15 protein-coding genes are annotated in these 19,941 nt (G+C 51.3%); 8 read left to right on the forward strand and 7 right to left on the reverse strand.

The features are described 5' to 3' along the window. Positions 1 to 28: 28 nt before the first annotated feature. The 5 genes from ACYVAD_RS25615 to ACYVAD_RS25635 all read right to left on the reverse strand — a co-directional run bounded on the left by ACYVAD_RS25615 (position 29) and on the right by ACYVAD_RS25635 (position 8,165). Positions 29 to 1,585: a SusD/RagB family nutrient-binding outer membrane lipoprotein gene (locus tag ACYVAD_RS25615; protein ID WP_461142406.1), complete on the reverse strand. Its 1,557-nt coding sequence runs from the start codon at positions 1,583 to 1,585 to the stop codon at positions 29 to 31. A gap of 23 nt (positions 1,586 to 1,608) precedes the next feature. Beyond that, positions 1,609 to 4,992: a SusC/RagA family TonB-linked outer membrane protein gene (locus ACYVAD_RS25620; RefSeq protein ID WP_461142407.1), complete on the reverse strand. Its 3,384-nt coding sequence runs from the start codon at positions 4,990 to 4,992 to the stop codon at positions 1,609 to 1,611. A gap of 237 nt (positions 4,993 to 5,229) precedes the next feature. Next, the gene (locus tag ACYVAD_RS25625; RefSeq protein ID WP_461142408.1) at positions 5,230 to 6,366 is read right to left on the reverse strand and encodes a FecR family protein; all 1,137 of its coding nucleotides are present in this window, start codon (positions 6,364 to 6,366) and stop codon (positions 5,230 to 5,232) included. Between the two features lie 268 nt (positions 6,367 to 6,634). Continuing rightward, complete coding sequence (locus ACYVAD_RS25630) at positions 6,635 to 7,240, reverse strand: RNA polymerase sigma factor (protein WP_461142409.1); 606 nt, start codon at positions 7,238 to 7,240, stop codon at positions 6,635 to 6,637. Positions 7,241 to 7,412: 172 nt separating this feature from the next. Next, positions 7,413 to 8,165 (reverse strand): TrmH family RNA methyltransferase, encoded by a 753-nt coding sequence (locus ACYVAD_RS25635; RefSeq protein WP_461142410.1) that lies wholly within the window; start codon positions 8,163 to 8,165, stop codon positions 7,413 to 7,415. Between ACYVAD_RS25635 and tamL the strand changes: the two genes are divergently transcribed. The 6 genes from tamL (at position 8,165) to secG (ending at position 15,800) form a co-directional block, all read left to right on the forward strand. Next, positions 8,165 to 10,765 (forward strand): translocation and assembly module lipoprotein TamL, encoded by a 2,601-nt coding sequence (gene tamL / locus ACYVAD_RS25640; protein ID WP_461142411.1) that lies wholly within the window; start codon positions 8,165 to 8,167, stop codon positions 10,763 to 10,765. The genes ACYVAD_RS25635 and tamL overlap by 1 nt on opposite strands. Positions 10,766 to 10,948: 183 nt before the next feature. Next, positions 10,949 to 12,463: a MiaB/RimO family radical SAM methylthiotransferase gene (locus ACYVAD_RS25645; RefSeq protein ID WP_461142412.1), complete on the forward strand. Its 1,515-nt coding sequence runs from the start codon at positions 10,949 to 10,951 to the stop codon at positions 12,461 to 12,463. 68 nt (positions 12,464 to 12,531) lie between these two features. Next, a complete protein-coding gene (locus ACYVAD_RS25650) occupies positions 12,532 to 13,884 on the forward strand; it encodes a sigma-54 interaction domain-containing protein (RefSeq protein WP_461142413.1) in 1,353 nt (450 codons plus the stop codon). Then, complete coding sequence (gene lptE, locus ACYVAD_RS25655) at positions 13,874 to 14,428, forward strand: LPS assembly lipoprotein LptE (protein ID WP_461142414.1); 555 nt, start codon at positions 13,874 to 13,876, stop codon at positions 14,426 to 14,428. Before ACYVAD_RS25650 ends, lptE begins: the two co-directional genes overlap by 11 nt. Positions 14,429 to 14,488: 60 nt before the next feature. Beyond that, positions 14,489 to 15,319 carry a hypothetical protein gene (locus tag ACYVAD_RS25660; RefSeq protein WP_461142415.1) on the forward strand — a complete coding sequence of 277 codons (831 nt, stop codon included), beginning with the start codon at positions 14,489 to 14,491 and terminating at the stop codon, positions 15,317 to 15,319. Positions 15,320 to 15,374: 55 nt separating this feature from the next. Then, positions 15,375 to 15,800 carry a preprotein translocase subunit SecG gene (gene secG / locus ACYVAD_RS25665; RefSeq protein WP_461142416.1) on the forward strand — a complete coding sequence of 142 codons (426 nt, stop codon included), beginning with the start codon at positions 15,375 to 15,377 and terminating at the stop codon, positions 15,798 to 15,800. 64 nt (positions 15,801 to 15,864) lie between these two features. On the opposite strand, the gene ACYVAD_RS25670 is transcribed toward secG, so the two are convergent. Next, complete coding sequence (locus ACYVAD_RS25670; RefSeq protein WP_461142417.1) at positions 15,865 to 16,572, reverse strand: hypothetical protein; 708 nt, start codon at positions 16,570 to 16,572, stop codon at positions 15,865 to 15,867. Positions 16,573 to 16,819: 247 nt separating this feature from the next. Between ACYVAD_RS25670 and ACYVAD_RS25675 the strand changes: the two genes are divergently transcribed. Both ACYVAD_RS25675 and groL read left to right on the forward strand, forming a co-directional pair. Beyond that, complete coding sequence (locus ACYVAD_RS25675) at positions 16,820 to 17,116, forward strand: co-chaperone GroES (RefSeq protein ID WP_012925587.1); 297 nt, start codon at positions 16,820 to 16,822, stop codon at positions 17,114 to 17,116. A gap of 61 nt (positions 17,117 to 17,177) precedes the next feature. After that, on the forward strand, positions 17,178 to 18,818 hold the full coding sequence (gene groL / locus ACYVAD_RS25680) for a chaperonin GroEL (protein ID WP_461142418.1): 1,641 nt from the start codon (positions 17,178 to 17,180) through the stop codon (positions 18,816 to 18,818). A gap of 361 nt (positions 18,819 to 19,179) precedes the next feature. Here groL and ACYVAD_RS25685 read toward each other — a convergent pair whose 3' ends face one another. Then, positions 19,180 to 19,836 carry an ABC transporter ATP-binding protein gene (locus tag ACYVAD_RS25685; RefSeq protein WP_461142419.1) on the reverse strand — a complete coding sequence of 219 codons (657 nt, stop codon included), beginning with the start codon at positions 19,834 to 19,836 and terminating at the stop codon, positions 19,180 to 19,182. Between the last annotated feature and the right edge of the window lie 105 nt (positions 19,837 to 19,941).

Here is a 19,941-nt window from a genome sequence, read left to right on the forward strand (position 1 = left end):
TTGTTGCGATTACGTACGAGCCTGCGATCTACTTATCCCACCACACTACGCTCGACAGTGTGTTAGTGCCGCCCTGCCGGGTGCGCGCTTCGAGGAAGTTGGTCCGGTTGTAAGTTTCCTCCGAATCAGGAATTACAAAACGGGTTGGGATCTTGCCACCCGTCAGGTTACCTGGATAGTTCGTTGGCGTCAGGTTTGGGTAGCCCGTACGTCGCCAGTTCGAGAAGATTTCGTACTCGTCTTCCAGGAACAGGGCCACCCATTTCTGCGTCGAAATTTGCTCTATTTGCTGCGCGGTTGTTCCCGTCGTTTTGTACGGATTGTTCACCAGGTACAGGTTGATCCGGGCGTCGGAGATTACCCCACCCGCGCCAAACAATGACCACTGACGCATTCCCGCCCGAACGGCGTTGTTGTATGCCGTTGCCGCCGTTGTTCCACTATTCCAGCCCCGCACAGCCGCTTCAGCCAGCAGCAGATTCGTTTCGGCGTTACCCAGCACGATCAGTGGCGAGTTATACTTCAGAATCGTGTTCGGATTAGGCTCCGAAAACGAATTGAAGTTGGAAGGCAAACTATTGTAGGCCGCGTTCGGCATTCCCTGTTGCAGGGCCGTTGTCGTGTCGGCCGTGAAGGTCGACCCGTTAGCAGTCCACACAACCGAAATTACGTTCAGACGGGGATCTTTGGTCGTTTTCAGGTAATCGATCAGCGTTTTCGCGAACTTACCACCCTCTACGTTATCGCCACCCGGCGTAATGTAATCAGTGCTTAGCAGGCCGTTGGCGATGAAGTTCCGGCTGGCCACCTGCGAACCATCCACGTAGGCAATAACCGCTCGATCGGCATCGTCCAGAATAACGCCACCGGCAATGGCTTTCTCGACCCAGGTCTTAGCCAGGGCCGGGTCAACCTGCGTCAGGCGCATTCCCAGCCGAAGCATCAGTGTGTAGCCAAACTTTTTCCACTTGGTTACGTCACCACTATACATCAGGTCGGCATTCCCGAAGGTTGCTTTTGAGGCATCGAAGGCGGCAATCGACTCGTCCAGCTCCTTCAACAGATCAGCATAAATAGCTTGCTGGGTATCATACTTCGGCGCGTAGTTCTTGTCCGACAAAGCTTTACCGGCGTCGAAGTAGGGAATATCGCCGTACAGGTCCGTCAGGCGATGAAAGATGTACGCTTTCCAGATCCGGGCCGCCGACAGTTTATTGACGTTGGCCGGATTGCCCGCCACTGCGTCCATCACCTGCACGATTGAGGTTATCGCCCCCAGTCCAGCCCCCGTTCCCGCGTAGGCGTTCCAGCTAGCCTGCGAATAGGAGAAGTTAAAATATTTGTCGCCAGCAGCTGGCACTTCCTTATACGTCGAGAAGTGCTGCATCGAACCACCAATGGTCAGGTAGGCGGCCCCCGTAAAGTTAGTGCTCACACCGTCCAGCTGCGCCCGGGTAAACAGATACTCCGGAATGACAGCCGAATATTTATTGGGGTCTACGTTCATTTCCTCAAAGCCCTTGTCGCAGGCCGACAGGAGGAACAACGGAGCCGCAAATAACAGTTTATAAATCAGATGTTTCATGTTACCGAAAGAAGGTTAGTAGATTAGAATTTAACCGTCAGGTTCACACCCAGACTACGCGTTCTTGGTACGCCAAAAGCTTCCAGCCCCTGCGCGTTGCTGCTTGTATAGCCCGACTCCGGATCGAAATACTGGTTCTTCTTGTCTTTGTAGAGGATCGCCAGGTTACGCCCAACAATCGAGATTGACGCGGCCTGTAGTTTCAGGAAGGGAAACTTGCTGACAGGCAGGTTGTAGCTCAGAATCACCTGCCGCAGCTTGATGAAGTCGTTGTTGAACATGAACATCGCCGTGTAGTTCTTGTCGTTGTCGTAGTACGTATCAACGTCTTCTTTCTTCCAGAACTTGGTATACGGACTGCCCTCCGGCGTTACGCCCGTTACGGTCACACCGGTTTCACGACCGGGCAGGGTTTCCTGCGGCAAACCGAAGCGGTAGGCGTACTGGTACAGGTTCGAGTAAACGATGCTGCCGAATTTGCCGTCAATCAGGAAGTTCAGCGAGAAATTCTTGTACCGGAAGTTGTTGGTAATCCCCATCGTGAGCGGAGGAGTTCCCTGACCAATTTCTTCCAGATCGCCACGCACCGCGTAACCGCTGGCGGTGTTGAATACGACGTTACCAGCCGCATCGGTTTTCTTTCGGTAGCCCCAGATCGTTCCGTACGGACGATCCAGTACGTTCCGCACCAGGCCACCGCCTACCCCCGTACCAATATCGATACTAGTCAGCCCATCGGCCAGTTGCTCGATTTTACTCCGGTTATAAGCCATGTTATAGCTCACGTCCCAGACAAAACCGCCATTCTTCACCGGCGTCCCGGTCAGCAGCAGCTCAATTCCTTTGTTGCTCAGGGCTCCCACATTCAGCAGGGCTGACGTATAGCCAGAGGATAGGGCGATGTTCGTGGTTACGATATCGTTGGTTGTCCGGCGATTGTACAGGGTCAGGTCAAGTCCCAAGCGGTTGTTCAGGAACCGGGCTTCGATACCCCCTTCGTAGGTCGTTGAGGTCAGCGGCTTCAGGTCGGGGTTTGGCATCTGCGACGAAGCCAGCCCTTCGACCGGACGGCCGTTGTGGCCACCCTGTTGCAGCGTGTAGTACTGGTAAATCTGGTACGGGCTAACCGTAGCACCACCTACCTGTGCCCACGATGCCCGCAGTTTTGCAAAGCTCACGGCTTTTGGCAGACGAACAGCATCCGACAGGATGAACGAGCCCCCTACCGATGGGTAGAAGATGTTGTTGCTCTTTGGATTCAGGACCGAGAACCAGTCCTGACGGCCCGACAGGGTCAGGTAAGCCACGTTCTTGTAGCTGAAGTCCGTCGACGCAAACAGCGAATTGATCGCGCTTTTGTAATACGTTGGCGTCGTGGTTGAGGTAGCTAGGTTGGTGTAGCTGTAGAAGTAAGGAATCGCGAATTCGCTACCGGCAATCGTCGTCTGGTCGTAGATCGACTGCTGTAAGTTACCTCCTAGCAAGGCCGTGAAGCCCAGGTCACCCGCAAACGTTTTGTTGTAATTCAGCGTCAGCAGACCGTTGGTTTCCGACGAGCTGGTTTTCCGGGCTTCGTAGGTACCCAGCGGCTGATACGCATTATTGGTTGGTTGAACGTATTCCGACTGAAAGCTATAGAAATCCTGGCTGACACTCCCTTTGATAAACAGGTTATCCAGGATGTTGTACCGGATACTCCCCTGGCCGATGAAGCGGTTTTTGCGGTCATCGTTTTTGAACTTGTTAACGACGAAATATGGGTTGGGGGCTGCGGGGACGGGGTTCCATTCCAGTTCTTTACCCGTCGTCGCGTCATAACCCGGAGCCAATGTGCGAATATCGACCGTATTGGCGATCAGATACGTAGCCCAGTGGGGGTTCATGTCGGCATACCCAACTTTCGGGCGGTTAGTCGCTGTTTCCAGGTTATACTGGAATACGGCTTCAACCGTCAGTTTTTTACCCAGGAAGGCGTTCAGGTTCAGGTTGGCAATCCGGCGGGCAAACGACGAGTTTGGTACAATGCTGTTTGCCTGCGTGTTGTTCAGACCTAAGCGAAAGTTAACCACCTCATTACCACCCGTGAAGGCAATCGAGTTGATGTAGTTGCTGCCCGTCCGGTAGAAGTTTTTCAGGTTGTCTTTCTGGGGCGAATACGGGTGCATCTGGCCGTCAACCTGCATGTAGGGCTGACCGTCCATAGGTGCCCCGTACGACAGACGGCCCGTGCTTTTAGCCTGCGTCAGCGTCGTTGGCTTTACGCCATCAACCCCCTGCCCGTACTGGTACTGCCAGTTGGGAATCAGCGCCAGATCTTCGAACGATGTCGTGCTGTTTACTTCGACGCCAACCCCTTTCTGACCGCGACCTTTTTTCGTCGTAATCAGGATCACCCCGTTCGAGGCACGAGCCCCGTACAGAGCCGCAGCCGGACCACCTTTCAAGACGCTGATCGACTCAATGTCATCGGGATTGATACCACCAATTCCATCGCCCCGGTCAACGTTCATGCCGTTACCGTCGGCCGTCGTACCACCAGGGGTACTGTTATCCATCGGCATCCCGTTGATTACGTAAAGCGGCTGGTTGTTCCCGTTCAGGGAGCCATTACCGCGAATGACGATCCGGCTGGAACCACCGGGGCCCGTCGAAATACCGGTGGCGTTTACTCCGGCAATTTTACCCGTCAGGGCGTTGGCAACGTTCAGTTCGCGCGCTTGGGTGAACTCGCTGCCTTTTACTTCCGTCACGGCGTAAGCGAGCGCTTTTTTCTCTTTCGAGATGCCCAGCGCCGTTACGACAACTTCGTTCAGCGTGCTGGCCTCGGGAGCCAGATTCACCGATAGTTCGGTCTGGTTACCAACGGTCACTTCCTGCCGTTTGTAACCCACGAAGCTGAACACCAAAACGGTATTGTCTTCGGTCAGTTCGATCGCATAGGAGCCGTCGGCGGCCGTGGTCGTTCCACGCTGGGTTGCTTTCACGACAACGCTCACGCCCGGCAGACCCGTCCCGTTTTCGTCCAGCACAAAGCCCGTCAGTTTGCGTTTTGGAGCTTCCAGTTGGCTGGTTGGACGATTTTCGGCCGGTACTGCCTGCCGTTTCAGGATAATACGCTCCTGGAAAACTTCGTATGACACCTGATAAGGCGTCAGTACTTTGTCCAGTACGTTAGAAAGAGGCTCATTAGCAAACTTGTAGTTCTGCTTCCGCACGTTGTTGAACACCTGGGAGGTGTACATGAACTTGACCTGGGCCGTAGCGCCGATTTTTTCTAACAACTTTTCGATATCAGCGTTAGCTAACTGAACACTGACTTTACGCTCCAGAATCTTTTGTGCACTCAGATCGTAGGCGTGGGTAATTGTGGTAAAGAGGGCGGCAAACAGGGTCAGGGATAGGCTCATGACCAAGACTCTCGGTATTGTTTTTTGAACAAGTAGTCTTTTTAACATAGTTTTGGCTTTTGTCGGATTGAAAAATTCGGCACAAGTAGTCCTTCTCCGCTATGCGGATGTCTTGTGAGGAGACAGGGGGCGAAACCAGGGTCAGGGGTGTTGGCGCATCTCTGACCTTTCTTTTTAGACGGAAACAGTTTTCTTTACATAGGCACCTCTCGCTTTAGTAGGCTAATTATCAAGTTACTAACAACCATTCCCTTCAATAATAATCTGTGTACCAACCCGCCGATACGTAGCGTTGATCGTGCGGCAGATCAGGTCCAGTTTATCGTACAACGGTTCATCAACGACCGACGCAGTCAGGTAGCAATTCTTCATCGCTTCCCGGTCGAATTGGATGTCCACGCCGTAAGCCTGCTCCAGTTCGGCGAAGACATCGGCCATGGCGGTTTTGCGATACCGGAAAAACTTTTCTTTACTGGCGGGGTCCAGCAGACTTGGGTCGTCCACCAGACTAACGACTAGTTGGTTACTGGCGTCCGAAACGGTTACCTGTTGATTCGGCGTCAGGACTACGTCAGCTTTCTGCTTATTTTCTTTTGTCAGCGATTCCTTTCCTTCGGTTTGCTTTGAGACGGCAACCCGGCCTGTACTGACAATCACTTTCCCCGCTTGCTGCCCTTTGTTGGCCTGAACCGTAAAGCTGGTGCCCAGCACTTTGGTCGTCAGCACGTCAGTATGCACGTAGAAAGGTTTGTTCGGATCTTTCGTTACGTCGAAAAAGGCCTCCCCCAGCAGATACACATCCCGTTCGTCTTTGGTGAACTGCTCGGGATACCGCACCTGGCTATTCGGCTTGAGCGCCACCGTACTCTCGTCCGGGAGACGTATTTCCATCGGTTTATCCGTCGTGTTACTGATCGTTTTCCAGGGCGATGCAACCCGTTTCGTCAGGGCACCGTAAGTCGGCGTTATTTCCTGCCGCGAATTTAGCTGCGAGAACGCGTACCAGCCCAGTATCCCTAAAACCAGCGTTACGCTGGCTGCAATACCGTATTGCCACGCTTGGAACGGACGCAGAATCGTCCATCGTGGAGCTCGTTTCTCTTCCCGGTCTGCCAGCGACTGGTATAGGCGATTAATCTCCGTTCCTACCTCCTCGTCCGAAAGAAGCGACTCATTGGCGAGGAGCTGATCATACAAAGCATGTAGCGAGAGCAGCACGCCAAATGCTTTATCAACCAGGTCCTGCTTATCCGGATTTTGCTGAAGCCAGTTCTCCCAAAATTCACGTTCGACGGGCGCATCGTATAGCTTCCATCGCTGGAACGAGACATCAGCCGCTAATTCTTCAGGTTCGTAGTGTCGGTAATCGTGCATACCAGCCGGGAAAATCCCGCTTGTTTACCTGAATGATGCAAGTCTCGTCGGCCAATACTCACCTTTTTGAAATTTTATTTTGAAAATTTTTCGATCACCCAAATAGTAGGCAGATCTTAAAGGGAGGCACAGCTAAAGATATCTTTTAATTTTCTCAAGACAAAAACGCACTTTCAATCACTATAAGGTTATAAAATATAACTCAAACAATATTAGTTACGTAATTACGCAGCTGACAATGGTCAAAAAACTGACTAGTTTGAGGGGCTTAAAATGATTGAACAAGCGCAATCAGGAATCCGATGGATGAAGACAGCTGCCCCTTAAGAGCGGTAAGGGCGCGGTAGAGTAGATTGGCGACCGATTGCCGATTTATCTCCATCAGGTCGGCAATCTGCTCGTTGTCCAGATTCTTGTAGAATTTCAGGAAAACGACTTCCTGCTGACGTTTGGGCAGTAGGTCGACCGCCTGGCGCAGTTTCAGTTGGCTCTCGGATTCGCTTTCTTCCTGCGTAATATTAGCTTCGATGGTCTGCCAATCCGACAATTCACCTAGCTCATCGGTCTCCAACGAGGAAAGACTGGGTTTGCTACGCCGGAACTCCTGAAAAAACTGGTTTCGCAGTGATTTGAAAAAGTAAACGGCCACGAACTGGATGGTGATAGTCTGCCGTTTCTCCCAAATATTGATGAATACGTCCTGGATGGTATCCTTGATAAAATCCGTATCCGACGTAAAGTTAGTAGCGTACCGAAACATAGACCGGTACTGCGATTCAGCCAATCGACAAAAAGCCATCTTATCACCGGCTTGCGCTTGCTGCCAGAGATGAAGTAGATGCTGATTCTCTTCGATTAGGTGCTGCCGCTCCAACGTAACTTATTTTAAGGGACAAACGTAAAAATAGGAATAAGCCGACAAAACACCCGCCCATCAGGCGATAAACAAAAATTAATATGGCTACGGGCCATTCAGGCTAAAAGAAAATACCGTTCTGTTCTTACAGGAAGTACGTAAGTACCGCGCCTGCTACACATTGCTCTTGTTACGTCGTTTCCCGGCGCCAATTATCCAGTAGGATAGCGGTAGCAATGCCTACGTTTAACGACTCGGTTTCGCCATACCGGGGAATAGTAACCCGTTGGGTAACATACGGATCGACCGCCGGGCGAATTCCGTTGGATTCGTTGCCCATAATCAAGTAACCGCCTTTCGTGAACGACAGCTGATGAACGTTCTCTCCATCCAGGAAAGCACCGTACACCGATTGTTTCGACGGCTGCTGGCTCAGGAAAGTCACGATATCACCGTACCACCAGGCAACCCGGGTGAAGGAGCCTTTGCTGGCCGAAATCACTTTGGGGTTATAAACATCTGCGGTTGTCTCGGAGCAGATGATTTTTCGGATACCATACCAGTCCGCGATCCGGAGAATAGTACCCAAGTTGCCCGGATCCCGGATATCGTCCAGAATCAGCCCCATTTCATTGTCGGTTACGGCTAACGGCCGGTTTTCCTTCGTTCTTACAATGGCAATGGCGGCATTGTTGCTTTCCAGCGTGCCAGCCCGTTCGAGATCGGCCACCGACGCAATTTCAACAGGCGTTCGTTGGTGGTCTGTCAAGTGGCTGTTTTCTTTGTAGAATGATTCAGTCGCTACCAGCAGTTCCGTTTGAAAATCGGACCGCAGGACTTCCTGTACGCTCTTAGCTCCTTCGACCAGAAACGCACCATGCTGCTGCCGGTATTTTTTCTGGTGCAGCGACTGTATATATTTAATTTGATTCTTAGATAACATTGGTAAACGGTCAATCAGTACGGCTCACGTTGTTTATCGGTCTGGTGCTAACGGTCCTGTTTTCGGCCTGCGTTAGTTCCCGACAGTTCGGCAATAACCGCTATCTGCTCACTACCCAGACCATTCGGGGAAACCACGCCATTTCGGACGAACAGCTCGAAAGTCTTATTCCCCAGAAACCTAACCGGCGGATTCTGGGGCTTCCGATCACCCCGCCCCTCTGGTTCTATCAACTCGGACTTCACTCCTACGATCAAAAGGCGGTTTTGCGTGAACTGGAAGCCAAAACTAACGAATTTGAGCAGCAAAGTCAGCAACTAGCCAACCAACCCAAAGCACTGAAGCGACTCAACCGCCGGTTCAGTCGGGAGGCCAAAGGCCTGCGTCAGAAAGCCGAAGAAGGTAACTGGCTCATGCGGAATCTGGGCGAACAGCCCTCTTACTTTGCCGAGAGCGACGTAAAAAATAATGCCGCCAAGATGCAGCGGTATCTGGTCGACAAAGGCTTTTTTAACGCGCAGACTAGTTATTCCCTCGATACGTTGGGCCGGCGGCAGATTCGGGCGAATTACCGGATTCAGGAAAACGCCGGATTCTATCTCAACAGGGTTCTTTACTCTATTGCTGATCCGCGCGTTGATTCGCTGGTCAGGGCCTCGCTGAATGGTAGTCAGCTCCGCGTCGGCGACCGGTACACGGCTGACAACATGGCCGCAGAACGGGTTAGAATCGAATCGTTATTACGTGATCAAGGCTACTATCTGTTTTCGCGGCAGTACATCCGAGCAACCGACGTCGACACGAACCGCAACAGCCTGGATCGACTAGCCACCAACAGTGCCGTCCGCAGACCGGTCAGTGTGCGGGTAGAAATTCTGAACCCACCCGACCAATCGGCCCATCCTATCTTTCATTTCGGCGATGTCGATGTCCGGATCAGCCCTAATGCCGACGCTGCTGGTCTGAGCAATGACGTAGCCAATCAGGTCGCCCAGCTGAGCCGTCTGGATACGGTCAAACGAAATGGCGTTACGTATCTGCTGGACAAACAGAATATATCCACTCGCTTGTTGGACGGCAAAATCCTGGTGCGCCCCGGCGCGCTTTATAACCAGAGTAATTACCGGAACACACAGCGTAATCTGTTCCTGCTCAACCAATTCAAACTGATCAATCTCAATTTTGTCGATTCGACAAACCGGCGGTTACACACGCTCGTCACGGCTACCCCGCTGGACAAATACGAAACGACACTCGAAGGGGGCCTTTTCGTATTGTCACAGGCACAGCCTGGCCCGTTCACAAACGTTACGTTCCGAGTGCGTAATCTGTTCGGCGGTCTGGAAACCTTCGAAGCCACCGTCCGCTACGGCCTCGAATACCAGACCGGCTTTGCCACCGACCAGGCGGGTAGCCAGACACCTTACCCCTCGAATGAGTTCGGAGCCATTACGTCGCTGATCTTTCCGCAGATGCTGTTTCCGGGACGCTGGCGTTTTCGATTCAACCAGTACAACCCACGCACACAGGTTAGTATCAGCTTTAACAACACAATCCGACCGGACTACAAACGGTCGCTGCTACGGAGTACGATGGCCTATAACTGGCAGACGACACCCGCCAAGCAGTTCAGCTTTTTGATCGCCGATATCAACCTGATTAATGCCAGCTTCGACACTAAATTTGGGAGGGCTTTCCAGGAACAGCTCGACCAACAGCAGAAGTTAGGTAGCACCGTTTACCTTAGTTTCCGGCGCTCGCTGAGCTCCAGTTTCAGCTTTGCGTATACGTATAATACGAGTGTTCAAGGCCAGAACCGACGGGCTAATTTCTTCCGCACAGCTGTGGAATCGGGCGGAACGACGCTTAACTTCTTTTCAAACCGTACTATTGAACGCTGGAGCGACCCGAGTGTAACGGGGCTTCAGTTCTATAAATTTTTACGTGTTAGCGCTGATTATCGGCATTATGTGCCGATTCGAGCTCGTACTACGCTAGCATTCCGATTCAATACAGGGCTTGTGTACGGTTACGGACCAGGACAGACGGCTCCCTACGAAAAGCTGTTCTTCGCGGGCGGTAGCAACAGCATTCGTGGCTGGCTGCCACGCCGACTAGGACCGGGGGCCGAATTGCCACAGTTCCCTGTTGGTCAGCCTCGCGTACCAATACTGAATCCACGGTATCCACAACAGTTTGCCTACACCTTCGAAAAACCGGGCGATATGCTCATTGAAGCATCAGCTGAGTTACGTGGGCGCCTGTTTCATTTTGGGGGCGATATAAACGGTGCTCTGTTTGTGGATGCGGGCAACGTCTGGACAATCCGTGACAACCCAAACCGGTACGGTGACGTCTTTAAACTCAATACGTTCGTCCCCCAGATTGCGGTAGGGACCGGCGTCGGTCTTCGTATCGATTTTTCGTTCTTCGTTATCCGGTTCGACGGGGGCATCAAGGTCTGGGACCCCGCCCGTCAATACCTCAAAGAAGGCGAGCTGGTCGACGAACGATTCCTGCTGCCCAAATTCTCGTTACGTACGCTCTCCAGCGGACCTAATCCGCTGACAATCAATTTTGGGATTGGCTATCCATTCTAGTACCTCGATTATCGTCTTTTCGATCTATCTCTTTTATGAGAAATTAACGATCTGACGCTGTCATTTTGGCAGAACTTTCCAGCCTTTCTTCGTAAATTTGTTACTCAATTTTGAAACCGACAGGCCTCCGTTGCCAGCAGATAGCTTTTTTCTGCGGCTATGCATTGGCTTAATCTAGTCTCTATGGAACGCTTCACCGAACTAGCCATCTTACAACCGACTGATAAAGAAGAAATTGATCTTCCCCGTACTTCGGAGGAAGAACTGGCTGTCGGCAAAAAACGCCTGTACATCGAGAGCTACGGCTGCCAGATGAACTTTGCGGATAGTGAAATCGTCGCGGCCGTCATGCGGAACGCGGGATTTGCTACCACGTCTACCGCCGAGGACGCTGATCTAATTTTTCTGAACACCTGTGCCATCCGCGACAACGCCGAGCAGAAAGTCCGCCACCGACTCAAGCACCTGACCGGCCTGAAACGGCAAAAACCCGAGCTGCTGGTTGGTATGCTGGGTTGCATGGCCGAGCGCCTGAAAACGAAGCTGCTCGAAGAAGAGAAAGTTGTCGACATCGTAGCGGGTCCCGATGCGTACCGTGACATTCCCAAGCTGGTTGAAGAAGCCGAGTCAGGGCAGAAAGCGGTGAACGTATTCCTGTCTCGGGAAGAAACCTACGCCGACATTTCCCCGATCCGACTGAATTCCAACGGTGTAACGGCTTTCGTGTCGATCATGCGGGGCTGTGACAATATGTGTAGTTTCTGCGTCGTGCCATTCACGCGGGGCCGGGAACGCAGCCGCGATCCGCACAGCATCGTCCGCGAAGCGCAGGACCTCTTCGACCGGGGCTATCGCGAGGTAACGCTGCTCGGACAGAATGTTGATTCGTATAAATGGGAGCGATCCGCCGTTGCGGAAGGAGTAGAGGAGGAAGGGAGGAAAGGAGAAAAGGAACTCTCCGATGAATCCTCTATTCCTTTCCTCCCTTCCTCCTTTACTCCTTCTATTACCACCTTCGCTCATCTCCTCGAAATGGTGGCTCAGATTCATCCGGATCTGCGGGTTCGTTTTTCAACCTCGCACCCGAAGGATATTACGGACGATGTACTCTACACGATGGGACGTTACGACAACATCTGTAACTATATCCACCTGCCTGCGCAGAGCGGCAATAGTCGGGTACTGAAACTGATGAATCGGACATATGATCGGCCCTGGTACGTCGAAAAAATCAACAGCATCCGCCGGATTCTGGGCGAGGACTGTGGTATCTCGACCGACATGATTTCGGGCTTCTGCACCGAAACAGAGGAAGAACACCAGGAGTCGCTGTCGCTGATGGATTACGTGACGTACGACTACGCGTACATGTTTGCCTATTCGGAGCGTCCGGGTACGCTGGCGGCAAAAAAATACGCCGATGATATTCCAGAGGACGTAAAAAAGCGTCGCCTGAGCGAAATCATCGCCAAGCAGTTGGAGCACTCCGCGGCTCGTAACCAGCGTCATATTGGCCAGGTGCAGCGCGTGTTGATCGAAGGGCCATCCAAGCGCTCGGACGACTTCCTCTGTGGCCGGAACGACCAGAATAAAATGGTGGTATTCCCCAAAGGCGATTTCCAAAAAGGTCAGTACGTCAACGTGCTGGTTACCGAGTGTACGTCGGCTACGCTACGGGGCGAAGTGGTTACTCATTAATGGTCATTGGTAGTCATTCTTTGTAACAGACGACAAATGGCTGATGAATAACCATAAATGACCTCTACATGAACAATCAAGAAATTCAAAGCGTCAAACAGCGCTTCGGTATAATCGGGAACGCACCTGCCCTCAACTACGCCATCAACGTAGCGATGCAGGTAGCGGCCACCGATCTGACTGTCCTGATTACGGGTGAGAGCGGCAGTGGTAAAGAATCGTTTTCGAAAATTATTCATAGCCTGAGCGCCCGGAAACACGGCCAGTTTATTGCTATCAACTGTGGAGCTATTCCAGAAGGGACAATCGACTCGGAGCTGTTCGGTCACGAAAAAGGCTCGTTTACAGGTGCTGTCGACGCTCGCAAAGGATACTTCGAGACCACGAACGGTGGGAGCATCTTTCTGGACGAAATTGGTGAGATGCCCCTTGGCACTCAGGCTCGGCTTCTGCGTGTGCTGGAAAATGGTGAGTTCATTCGCGTCGGCTCATCAAAAACCCAGAAGACGGATGTGCGGGTTGTCGCGGCTACAAACGTCAATCTGATGGATGCCGTTGCTAAGGGCAAATTCCGGGAAGATCTGTATTACCGGCTTAATACCGTGCCCATTTTCGTACCGCCCCTGCGCGAGCGTGGCACCGACATCGAACTGCTGTTTCGGAAGTTCACAACCGATTTTGCTGAGCGGTATCGCATCAAACCGCTTCAACTGACCGATGGTGCCAAGCAGGTGCTGATGAGTTTTCCGTTCCCCGGTAACATTCGTCAACTGAAAAACATCGCCGAGCAGGTATCTATTCTGGAATCAGAACAGAACAAACCCATCGAAGCCGACACGCTGGCCCGCTACCTGCCCCAGTCGCAGCCAACCAGCCAGACGCTGGCCCTGTTTCCGCAAGCGAATGGCAGCGACGGTATTTCCGAACGGGAATTACTGTATAAAGTTCTTTTCGACATGCGTCGGGACGTTAACGACCTGAAACGGTTAGTCCGAGACGTCCTGGGTAGTGAACAGGATGGTCGGCAGATTCTAAATAACCACAAGGATCTATTCGACTCTATTCCGTCTGACGCTGACAATCGACCGGCGAGCGACACGAGTCTGGCCCGGTTACTTCCGTCGGGGAGCCCCGTTAGCCGTTCCGAAGCTCCGGCCCCGTCGGAAACGTATGGCAGTCATCCCCCCGTTCAAATCTACGACGATGTTGATGGTGACATCAACGACGTAACGGAGGTGGAAGATGTTACCCACGAGACCGAAGAAGATGATTCGCTCTCGCTCGAACGGCAGGAGAAAGAAATGATCCTGAAAGCGCTTCGGCGGAACAATAACAAACGGAAATATGCCGCTCAGGCGCTCGGCATCTCCGAACGAACATTATACCGGAAAATTAAGCAGTACGAAATTGATGAAGACTAACTGGGCGCGGACCCGGCGCCGGGGTGTAGCGTTACGTTACCCAAGCCCCGTTTATTTTTTGCTGATACTGGCCGTGGCTACGTCTTTGTCAGGCTGCGGAATTTACTCGTTCTCGGGCACAACCCTTTCGCCAGATATCAAGAGCGTAACGATCAACAACTTTACGCTGGCGACTGCCGGGGGGCCAGCCAATCTACCGCTAACCTTCAACGAAAAGCTACGGGAATATTACCAGCGCTACACTAACCTGAAGGTGCTTCCCAACAACGGCGACATGGTGCTGGAGGGGAATATTACCGGCTACGAACTATTAGCGGTGGCACCAACGGCGCAGGATCAGGCTGGCGTTAACCGACTACAGATTACCGTAACGGTACGTTTTTACAACAACAAGGACGAGACGAAAAACTTCGAGCAGTCCTTTTCCTTTTACCAGGACTTTCCTCAGAACCAGACACTTAGTCAGAACGAGAACCGCATTGTACCGATCATTCTGGATCAGATCGTTCTGGATATTTTTAACAAGACAGCGGCTGACTGGTAACCTGAGAGTTTAAAAAAAACGTAACTTCCCCCTGGCGAATCACCGTAGCCTCTTTCCTCTATGCAGGCACTTGATAAAGAGACCTTTTCGTATTGGGTCACTCATCCCGAAGATCTTACCCCAACCGATTTTTTGCAGTTGCAGGACAGTGTGCAGACGTATCCGTACTGTCAGGCGCTGTACACCCTAACGGCTAAAGTAGCCTCAGCGCATCTTCGTAACCAGGCTGTTCCAAGTATTAGGCAGGCCGCCGTCCATGCGCTGAGCCGGAACGCCCTACGGAAGCTAATTGATAATGAATTTCAGTGGTCAGAAAACCTGTTGTCGAAACTGAATGAACTAGCGGCTGGTCATGTCGCTATTCCCGAAGATTACCAGCAGGAAAGCTACGCTTTATTTAAGTCCAAAATGGGAATGAATACAACCATTCCGCGATTAACGTTACTTCAGTTGCCCAGTCAGTTTACCCCCACCGAACCACAGACAGTTCCCCAACCCGAAGACCCAACCTTAGCCGAGACCCAACTCCAGGAAGGCCTTACCCAGATTGCCACGGCCGAACCGGCGCTCGTTGAGCCCGACATGCTTGTGAAGAAGCGGCAACAGCAGTTTGATCTTATCGACAACTTTATTCGATCAGAACCCAGTATCTCCCGCGTGGGATTAAAACCGGGCGAACCCTTCGATCAGGAAGATTTGACGAAACGCAGTAAACCAGCCAACGGCGGTCTGGTAACCGAAACTTTCGCCAAAATTTTGCTAAAACAAGGAAAAGCAGATAAAGCCATTGAAATCTATCAGCAATTGATAGTTAAAAATCCGGCAAAAGAAGCGTACTTTGCGGCAAAAATAGCTGAAATAGAAGTGACGCGAACCAGCTCAAGCAACTGATTAGCTGCTTCTATCCAACACAAGGCATTAAACGAATTATTTAGAACCTTTTTTCATGATAACGGCAACTATTGTCATCATTTGCATCATTACAGTCCTGTTGATTTTAATCGTGCTTGTTCAAAATTCTAAAGGTGGTGGTTTAACGGGTGAGTTTGGCGGTCTTGGCTCTAATCAGCTGATGGGCGTTAAGAAAACGACTGATCTGTTGGAGCAAATCACCTGGGGACTGGGTATTGGTCTGATGGTCCTGTCACTGGCTTCGTACATGCTGGTCGACCGTACTCAGGGAGGTGGTATTAACAGCGTAAACGTTGACCGCGCTCAAACCCAGACGTTACCCGGAGCCGCTGCCCCGACTCCAGGCGCAGCGGCTCCAACGCCGGCGCCTAGCGCGGCTACGGGTGCTGCTCCTAGCCAGGCTGCTCCCGGCGCTCAATCGCCAGGTGCGTCAACGTCGGCACTGACCCCACAGAAATAAGATCTTTTTCGATACGCAACGAAGCCGCGCCAGTACTGGCGCGGCTTCGTTGTTTAATACCTGGTCAGGCGACAGCCTGTGCCAATAGCTGACGAGCAATGGGTAGCAACGTTTCCTGTACAGGATAGGTCTGCTGGCTTTCGAGCATGAACGTGGCAGGGTTAGGCAGGTGCCGATGCCGTCGAATCAGATCAAGTTTTATATTCTCGAACGTAGTGGCCAGTCCTTTACGTACAGCTTCCACATAATTCAGACGAACCATACGACCGCCCGGCTCCTGATCAGAGTAGAACGTAATAGCAAACGAGTAAACGTGCGTTTCGGAGCCACTGGTTGTGTGAACCAGCAGATACCCTTCAGCGGGGTGAAGGGGCATGAGCCCAATAGGTTCCAGTGTCAGTTTACCGGCAATATCGGTCCAGCGTTGTTTCCCTTCTGAAACCATTGTCTGAAAGCGTGGTAACGCGAAATTGATAACCGTATCGATCTCTGCCAGCAGCGGGTCGTCCGTATTTTCGGATTTGTACTCAATCCGGGGGGGCGGCCCAGTTACTCGACTGATTCGCTTGGGAAACGCGGCATTTAGCGTACCTTTGCCCCGCGAAAAACGGACACCAGCTTCGTAATGATCTTGTAAATCAGGCAAATCCGGTACTAGTTTGTTAGCCGTAAAGTTCTGTTTAACAGATTGGAGATATGCCATTACGACATATTTCTGGTACTCGGCATCAAGCCAGTTTTGCGTGAACCAATCGGACGTCAATTTTTTCATGAGGCAATTGGACAGGTTGTATTACCAAAACGATTTATCAATCTAAAGAAAGCAGCAGGTACAACCAAATTCTATTCGCAAAATCTAGTCTCGTACCACACGAAGTACTCCTAAGCTAAAGACCTGCAAAATGTCAGCCAAAAATCGGTAATTATGACAGAGTCAGCAGTTGGCACAGTAATTGGCAACGGGAGAATGTCGTGTAACGAACCAAACAAAAAATAGTAACCTTAATCAACTCTCAATCATGGTAGCAGAAACGGAAAGCGTTAAAGTGAACGTGAAACCGCTGGCCGACCGGGTGCTGGTAGAAGCCGCTCCGGCAGAAGAAAAAACCTCGTTCGGGATCATCATCCCTGATACGGCAAAGGAAAAACCCCAGCGCGGTACGGTCGTAGCCGTTGGTGCAGGTAAGAAAGATGAGCCACTGACGGTTCAGGTGGGCGATACGGTACTGTACGGCAAATACGCTGGTACGGAAATCACCGTAGACGGAAAAGAGTACCTCATCATGCGCGAATCTGACATTTTCGCAATTCTTTAATTCTAACTGCGCTCCCTAGGAGACGCAGCGTTTTTTGTAATCCAAAACGATTAACAGAACAATGGCTAAGAAAATTTTCTTCGATACCGAAGCCCGCGAGCGTATTAAGAAGGGTGTTGACACCCTGGCCGACGCGGTGAAAGTAACCCTGGGCCCTAAAGGCCGGAACGTAATTCTGGACAAAAAATTCGGCTCGCCAGCCATCACCAAAGATGGTGTAACGGTTGCTAAAGAAATCGAACTGAAAGACGCCATGGAAAACATGGGCGCTCAATTGGTAAAAGAAGTAGCGTCGAAAACAGCTGATTCAGCTGGTGACGGTACGACCACTGCTACCGTTCTGGCGCAGGCGATCTACTCGATCGGTGCGAAAAACGTAGCCGCTGGTGCCAACCCAATGGATCTGAAACGGGGTATTGAAAAGGCAGTTTCGGCAGTAACGGCGAATCTGGCTGAACAGGCACAAACCGTTGGTGATGATTTCGGTAAAATCGCGCAGGTAGCTACAATCTCGGCTAACCACGACGAAGAAATCGGCACCATGATCGCCGAAGCCATGAAGAAAGTAGGTAAAGAAGGTGTTATCACGGTTGAAGAAGCTCGTGGTACCGAAACGGAAGTTAAAACCGTTGAAGGTATGCAGTTCGACCGCGGTTACCTGTCGCCTTACTTCGTCACGAACACAGAGAAAATGGAGGTTGATCTGGACCGTCCGTTTATCCTGATCTCGGAAAAGAAAGTATCGTCGATGAAAGAGCTGCTGCCCGTTCTGGAGCAGGTTGCTCAAACCGGCCGTCCCCTGCTGATCATCGCTGAAGATGTTGATGGTGAAGCACTGGCTACGCTGGTGGTTAACAAAATCCGGGGTGCGCTGAAAGTTGCCGCCGTGAAAGCTCCTGGTTTTGGCGACCGTCGGAAAGCTATGCTGGAAGATATCGCTATCCTGACCGGCGGTCAGGTAATCAGCGAAGAGCGCGGTTTCAAACTGGAAAACGCGTCGATCGATTACTTAGGTCAGGCTGAAAAAATCCTGATCGACAAAGACAACACCACGATCGTTAACGGTGTTGGTCAGAAAGAAGACATCACGGGCCGGGTTAACCAGATCAAAGCGCAGATCGAAAACACGACGTCGGATTACGACCGTGAGAAACTGCAGGAGCGTCTGGCGAAACTGTCGGGTGGTGTAGCTATCCTCTACATCGGTGCTGCTACCGAAGTAGAAATGAAAGAAAAGAAAGACCGCGTTGACGATGCACTGCATGCAACTCGTGCTGCCGTTGAAGAAGGTATCGTAACGGGTGGTGGTATTGCCCTGATCCGGGCGATCTCGTCTCTGGACAACGTTAACACGATCAACGAAGACGAAAAAACCGGTGTTAACATCATCCGTGTTGCTCTGGAATCTCCTCTGCGCACGATCGTTGCCAACGCTGGTGGCGAAGGTTCGGTTATCGTGAACAAAGTGAAAGACGGTCAGGGCGGTTTTGGCTACAACGCCAAAAACGATACGTTCGAAGACCTGTTCGCTGCTGGTGTTATCGATCCGAAGAAAGTAACCCGTCTGGCGCTGGAAAACGCAGCGTCGATCGCAGGTCTGCTGCTGACGACCGAATGTGTGATCGCTGATGAACCAGAAGAAGCTCCAGCCGGTGGCGGTGCTGCTGGTATGCACGGCGGTGGCATGGGCGGCATGATGTAAGCCAACGCTTCATACAAAAAATACCCGGTCCAACGGCCGGGTATTTTTTTTGTACCTCCCAGAAGAAAGTATTATCAATCTATTACTTATAAATGCGTTACCTACGGATCTATCTGCCTTAGTTAAGTAGAGAAGTCTAAAAAAAGGGCAATAAAAAAAGCCAAGCGAGATACCCTCTTGGCTTTCTGATTTACTCAACGTTATGAAAAACTTTTCTTTTCGATACAATTATAAAACAAAAATCCTGAAATTTAATTCGCTACCTAAATAAATTTTTACTCAAAATTTTTAATACTCTGATTTACAGAGCATTAAAAATTTAAATTCTCAAAACATTTGGCTCTTTTTTGAGTACTTGTACTTAAATTATGACTCCGTCACGAATAGTTACCGTGCGGTCCGCTAGGGCAGCCAACGCTTCATTATGCGTAACGATAATGAATGTTTGCCCAAACTCATCTCGAAGCCGGAAGAAAAGTTGATGCAGCTCTTCGGCGTTATGTGAGTCCAGATTTCCGCTGGGTTCATCGGCAAAAACAATAGCCGGTTCATTGATGAGCGCTCTCGCCACAGCTGTCCGCTGCTGCTCTCCCCCAGACATTTGCGAGGGTAAATGATCGAACCGATGCGAAAGACCAAGTGTCGTTAAGAGCGATTCCGCTCGCTGTTGGACCGCCTTCTCGTCCTTCTTCGCGATATACCCAGGCAAACAGACGTTTTCCAGCGCCGTGAATTCGGGCAGTAGATTATTAAATTGAAAAACAAACCCGATTTGCTCATTTCGAAAACGAGCCAGTTGTCGGTCATTCAAGGCAAATACGTTCTCACCAGCGATGTGTAGTTCGCCGGAATCCGGGCGGTCAAGCGTTCCCAGAATTTGCAGCAGAGTCGTCTTCCCGGCTCCCGATGCGCCAACGATAGACACCACTTCTCCCGGCTCAACAGTCAGATCAATTCCTTTCAGAACAGGTAGTTCGCCGTATTGCCGGCGCAGGGCGGTAGTTTTAAGAAGAGACAAGCGTAAATTGATTTATAATGATGTGCCGGAGCCCGAAAGACCATCGACTATCGGACAAAGTGCTCCTCAGCTACGACAAAGCCGAGATAATTCACTTACTTTGCC

This window comes from Spirosoma pomorum (assembly GCF_054776615.1).

Coding starts and splice junctions, on each gene's coding strand:
- ACYVAD_RS25615 (WP_461142406.1), bottom strand. CDS start 1,585: ATGAAACATCTGATTTATAAACTGTTATTTGCGGCTCCGTTGTTCCTC.
- ACYVAD_RS25620 (WP_461142407.1), bottom strand. CDS start 4,992: ATGAGCCTATCCCTGACCCTGTTTGCCGCCCTCTTTACCACAATTACC.
- ACYVAD_RS25625 (WP_461142408.1), bottom strand. CDS start 6,366: ATGCACGATTACCGACACTACGAACCTGAAGAATTAGCGGCTGATGTC.
- ACYVAD_RS25635 (WP_461142410.1), bottom strand. CDS start 8,165: ATGTTATCTAAGAATCAAATTAAATATATACAGTCGCTGCACCAGAAA.
- ACYVAD_RS25645 (WP_461142412.1), top strand. CDS start 10,949: ATGGAACGCTTCACCGAACTAGCCATCTTACAACCGACTGATAAAGAA.
- ACYVAD_RS25650 (WP_461142413.1), top strand. CDS start 12,532: ATGAACAATCAAGAAATTCAAAGCGTCAAACAGCGCTTCGGTATAATC.
- lptE (WP_461142414.1), top strand. CDS start 13,874: ATGAAGACTAACTGGGCGCGGACCCGGCGCCGGGGTGTAGCGTTACGT.
- ACYVAD_RS25660 (WP_461142415.1), top strand. CDS start 14,489: ATGCAGGCACTTGATAAAGAGACCTTTTCGTATTGGGTCACTCATCCC.
- secG (WP_461142416.1), top strand. CDS start 15,375: ATGATAACGGCAACTATTGTCATCATTTGCATCATTACAGTCCTGTTG.
- ACYVAD_RS25670 (WP_461142417.1), bottom strand. CDS start 16,572: ATGAAAAAATTGACGTCCGATTGGTTCACGCAAAACTGGCTTGATGCC.
- ACYVAD_RS25675 (WP_012925587.1), top strand. CDS start 16,820: ATGGTAGCAGAAACGGAAAGCGTTAAAGTGAACGTGAAACCGCTGGCC.
- groL (WP_461142418.1), top strand. CDS start 17,178: ATGGCTAAGAAAATTTTCTTCGATACCGAAGCCCGCGAGCGTATTAAG.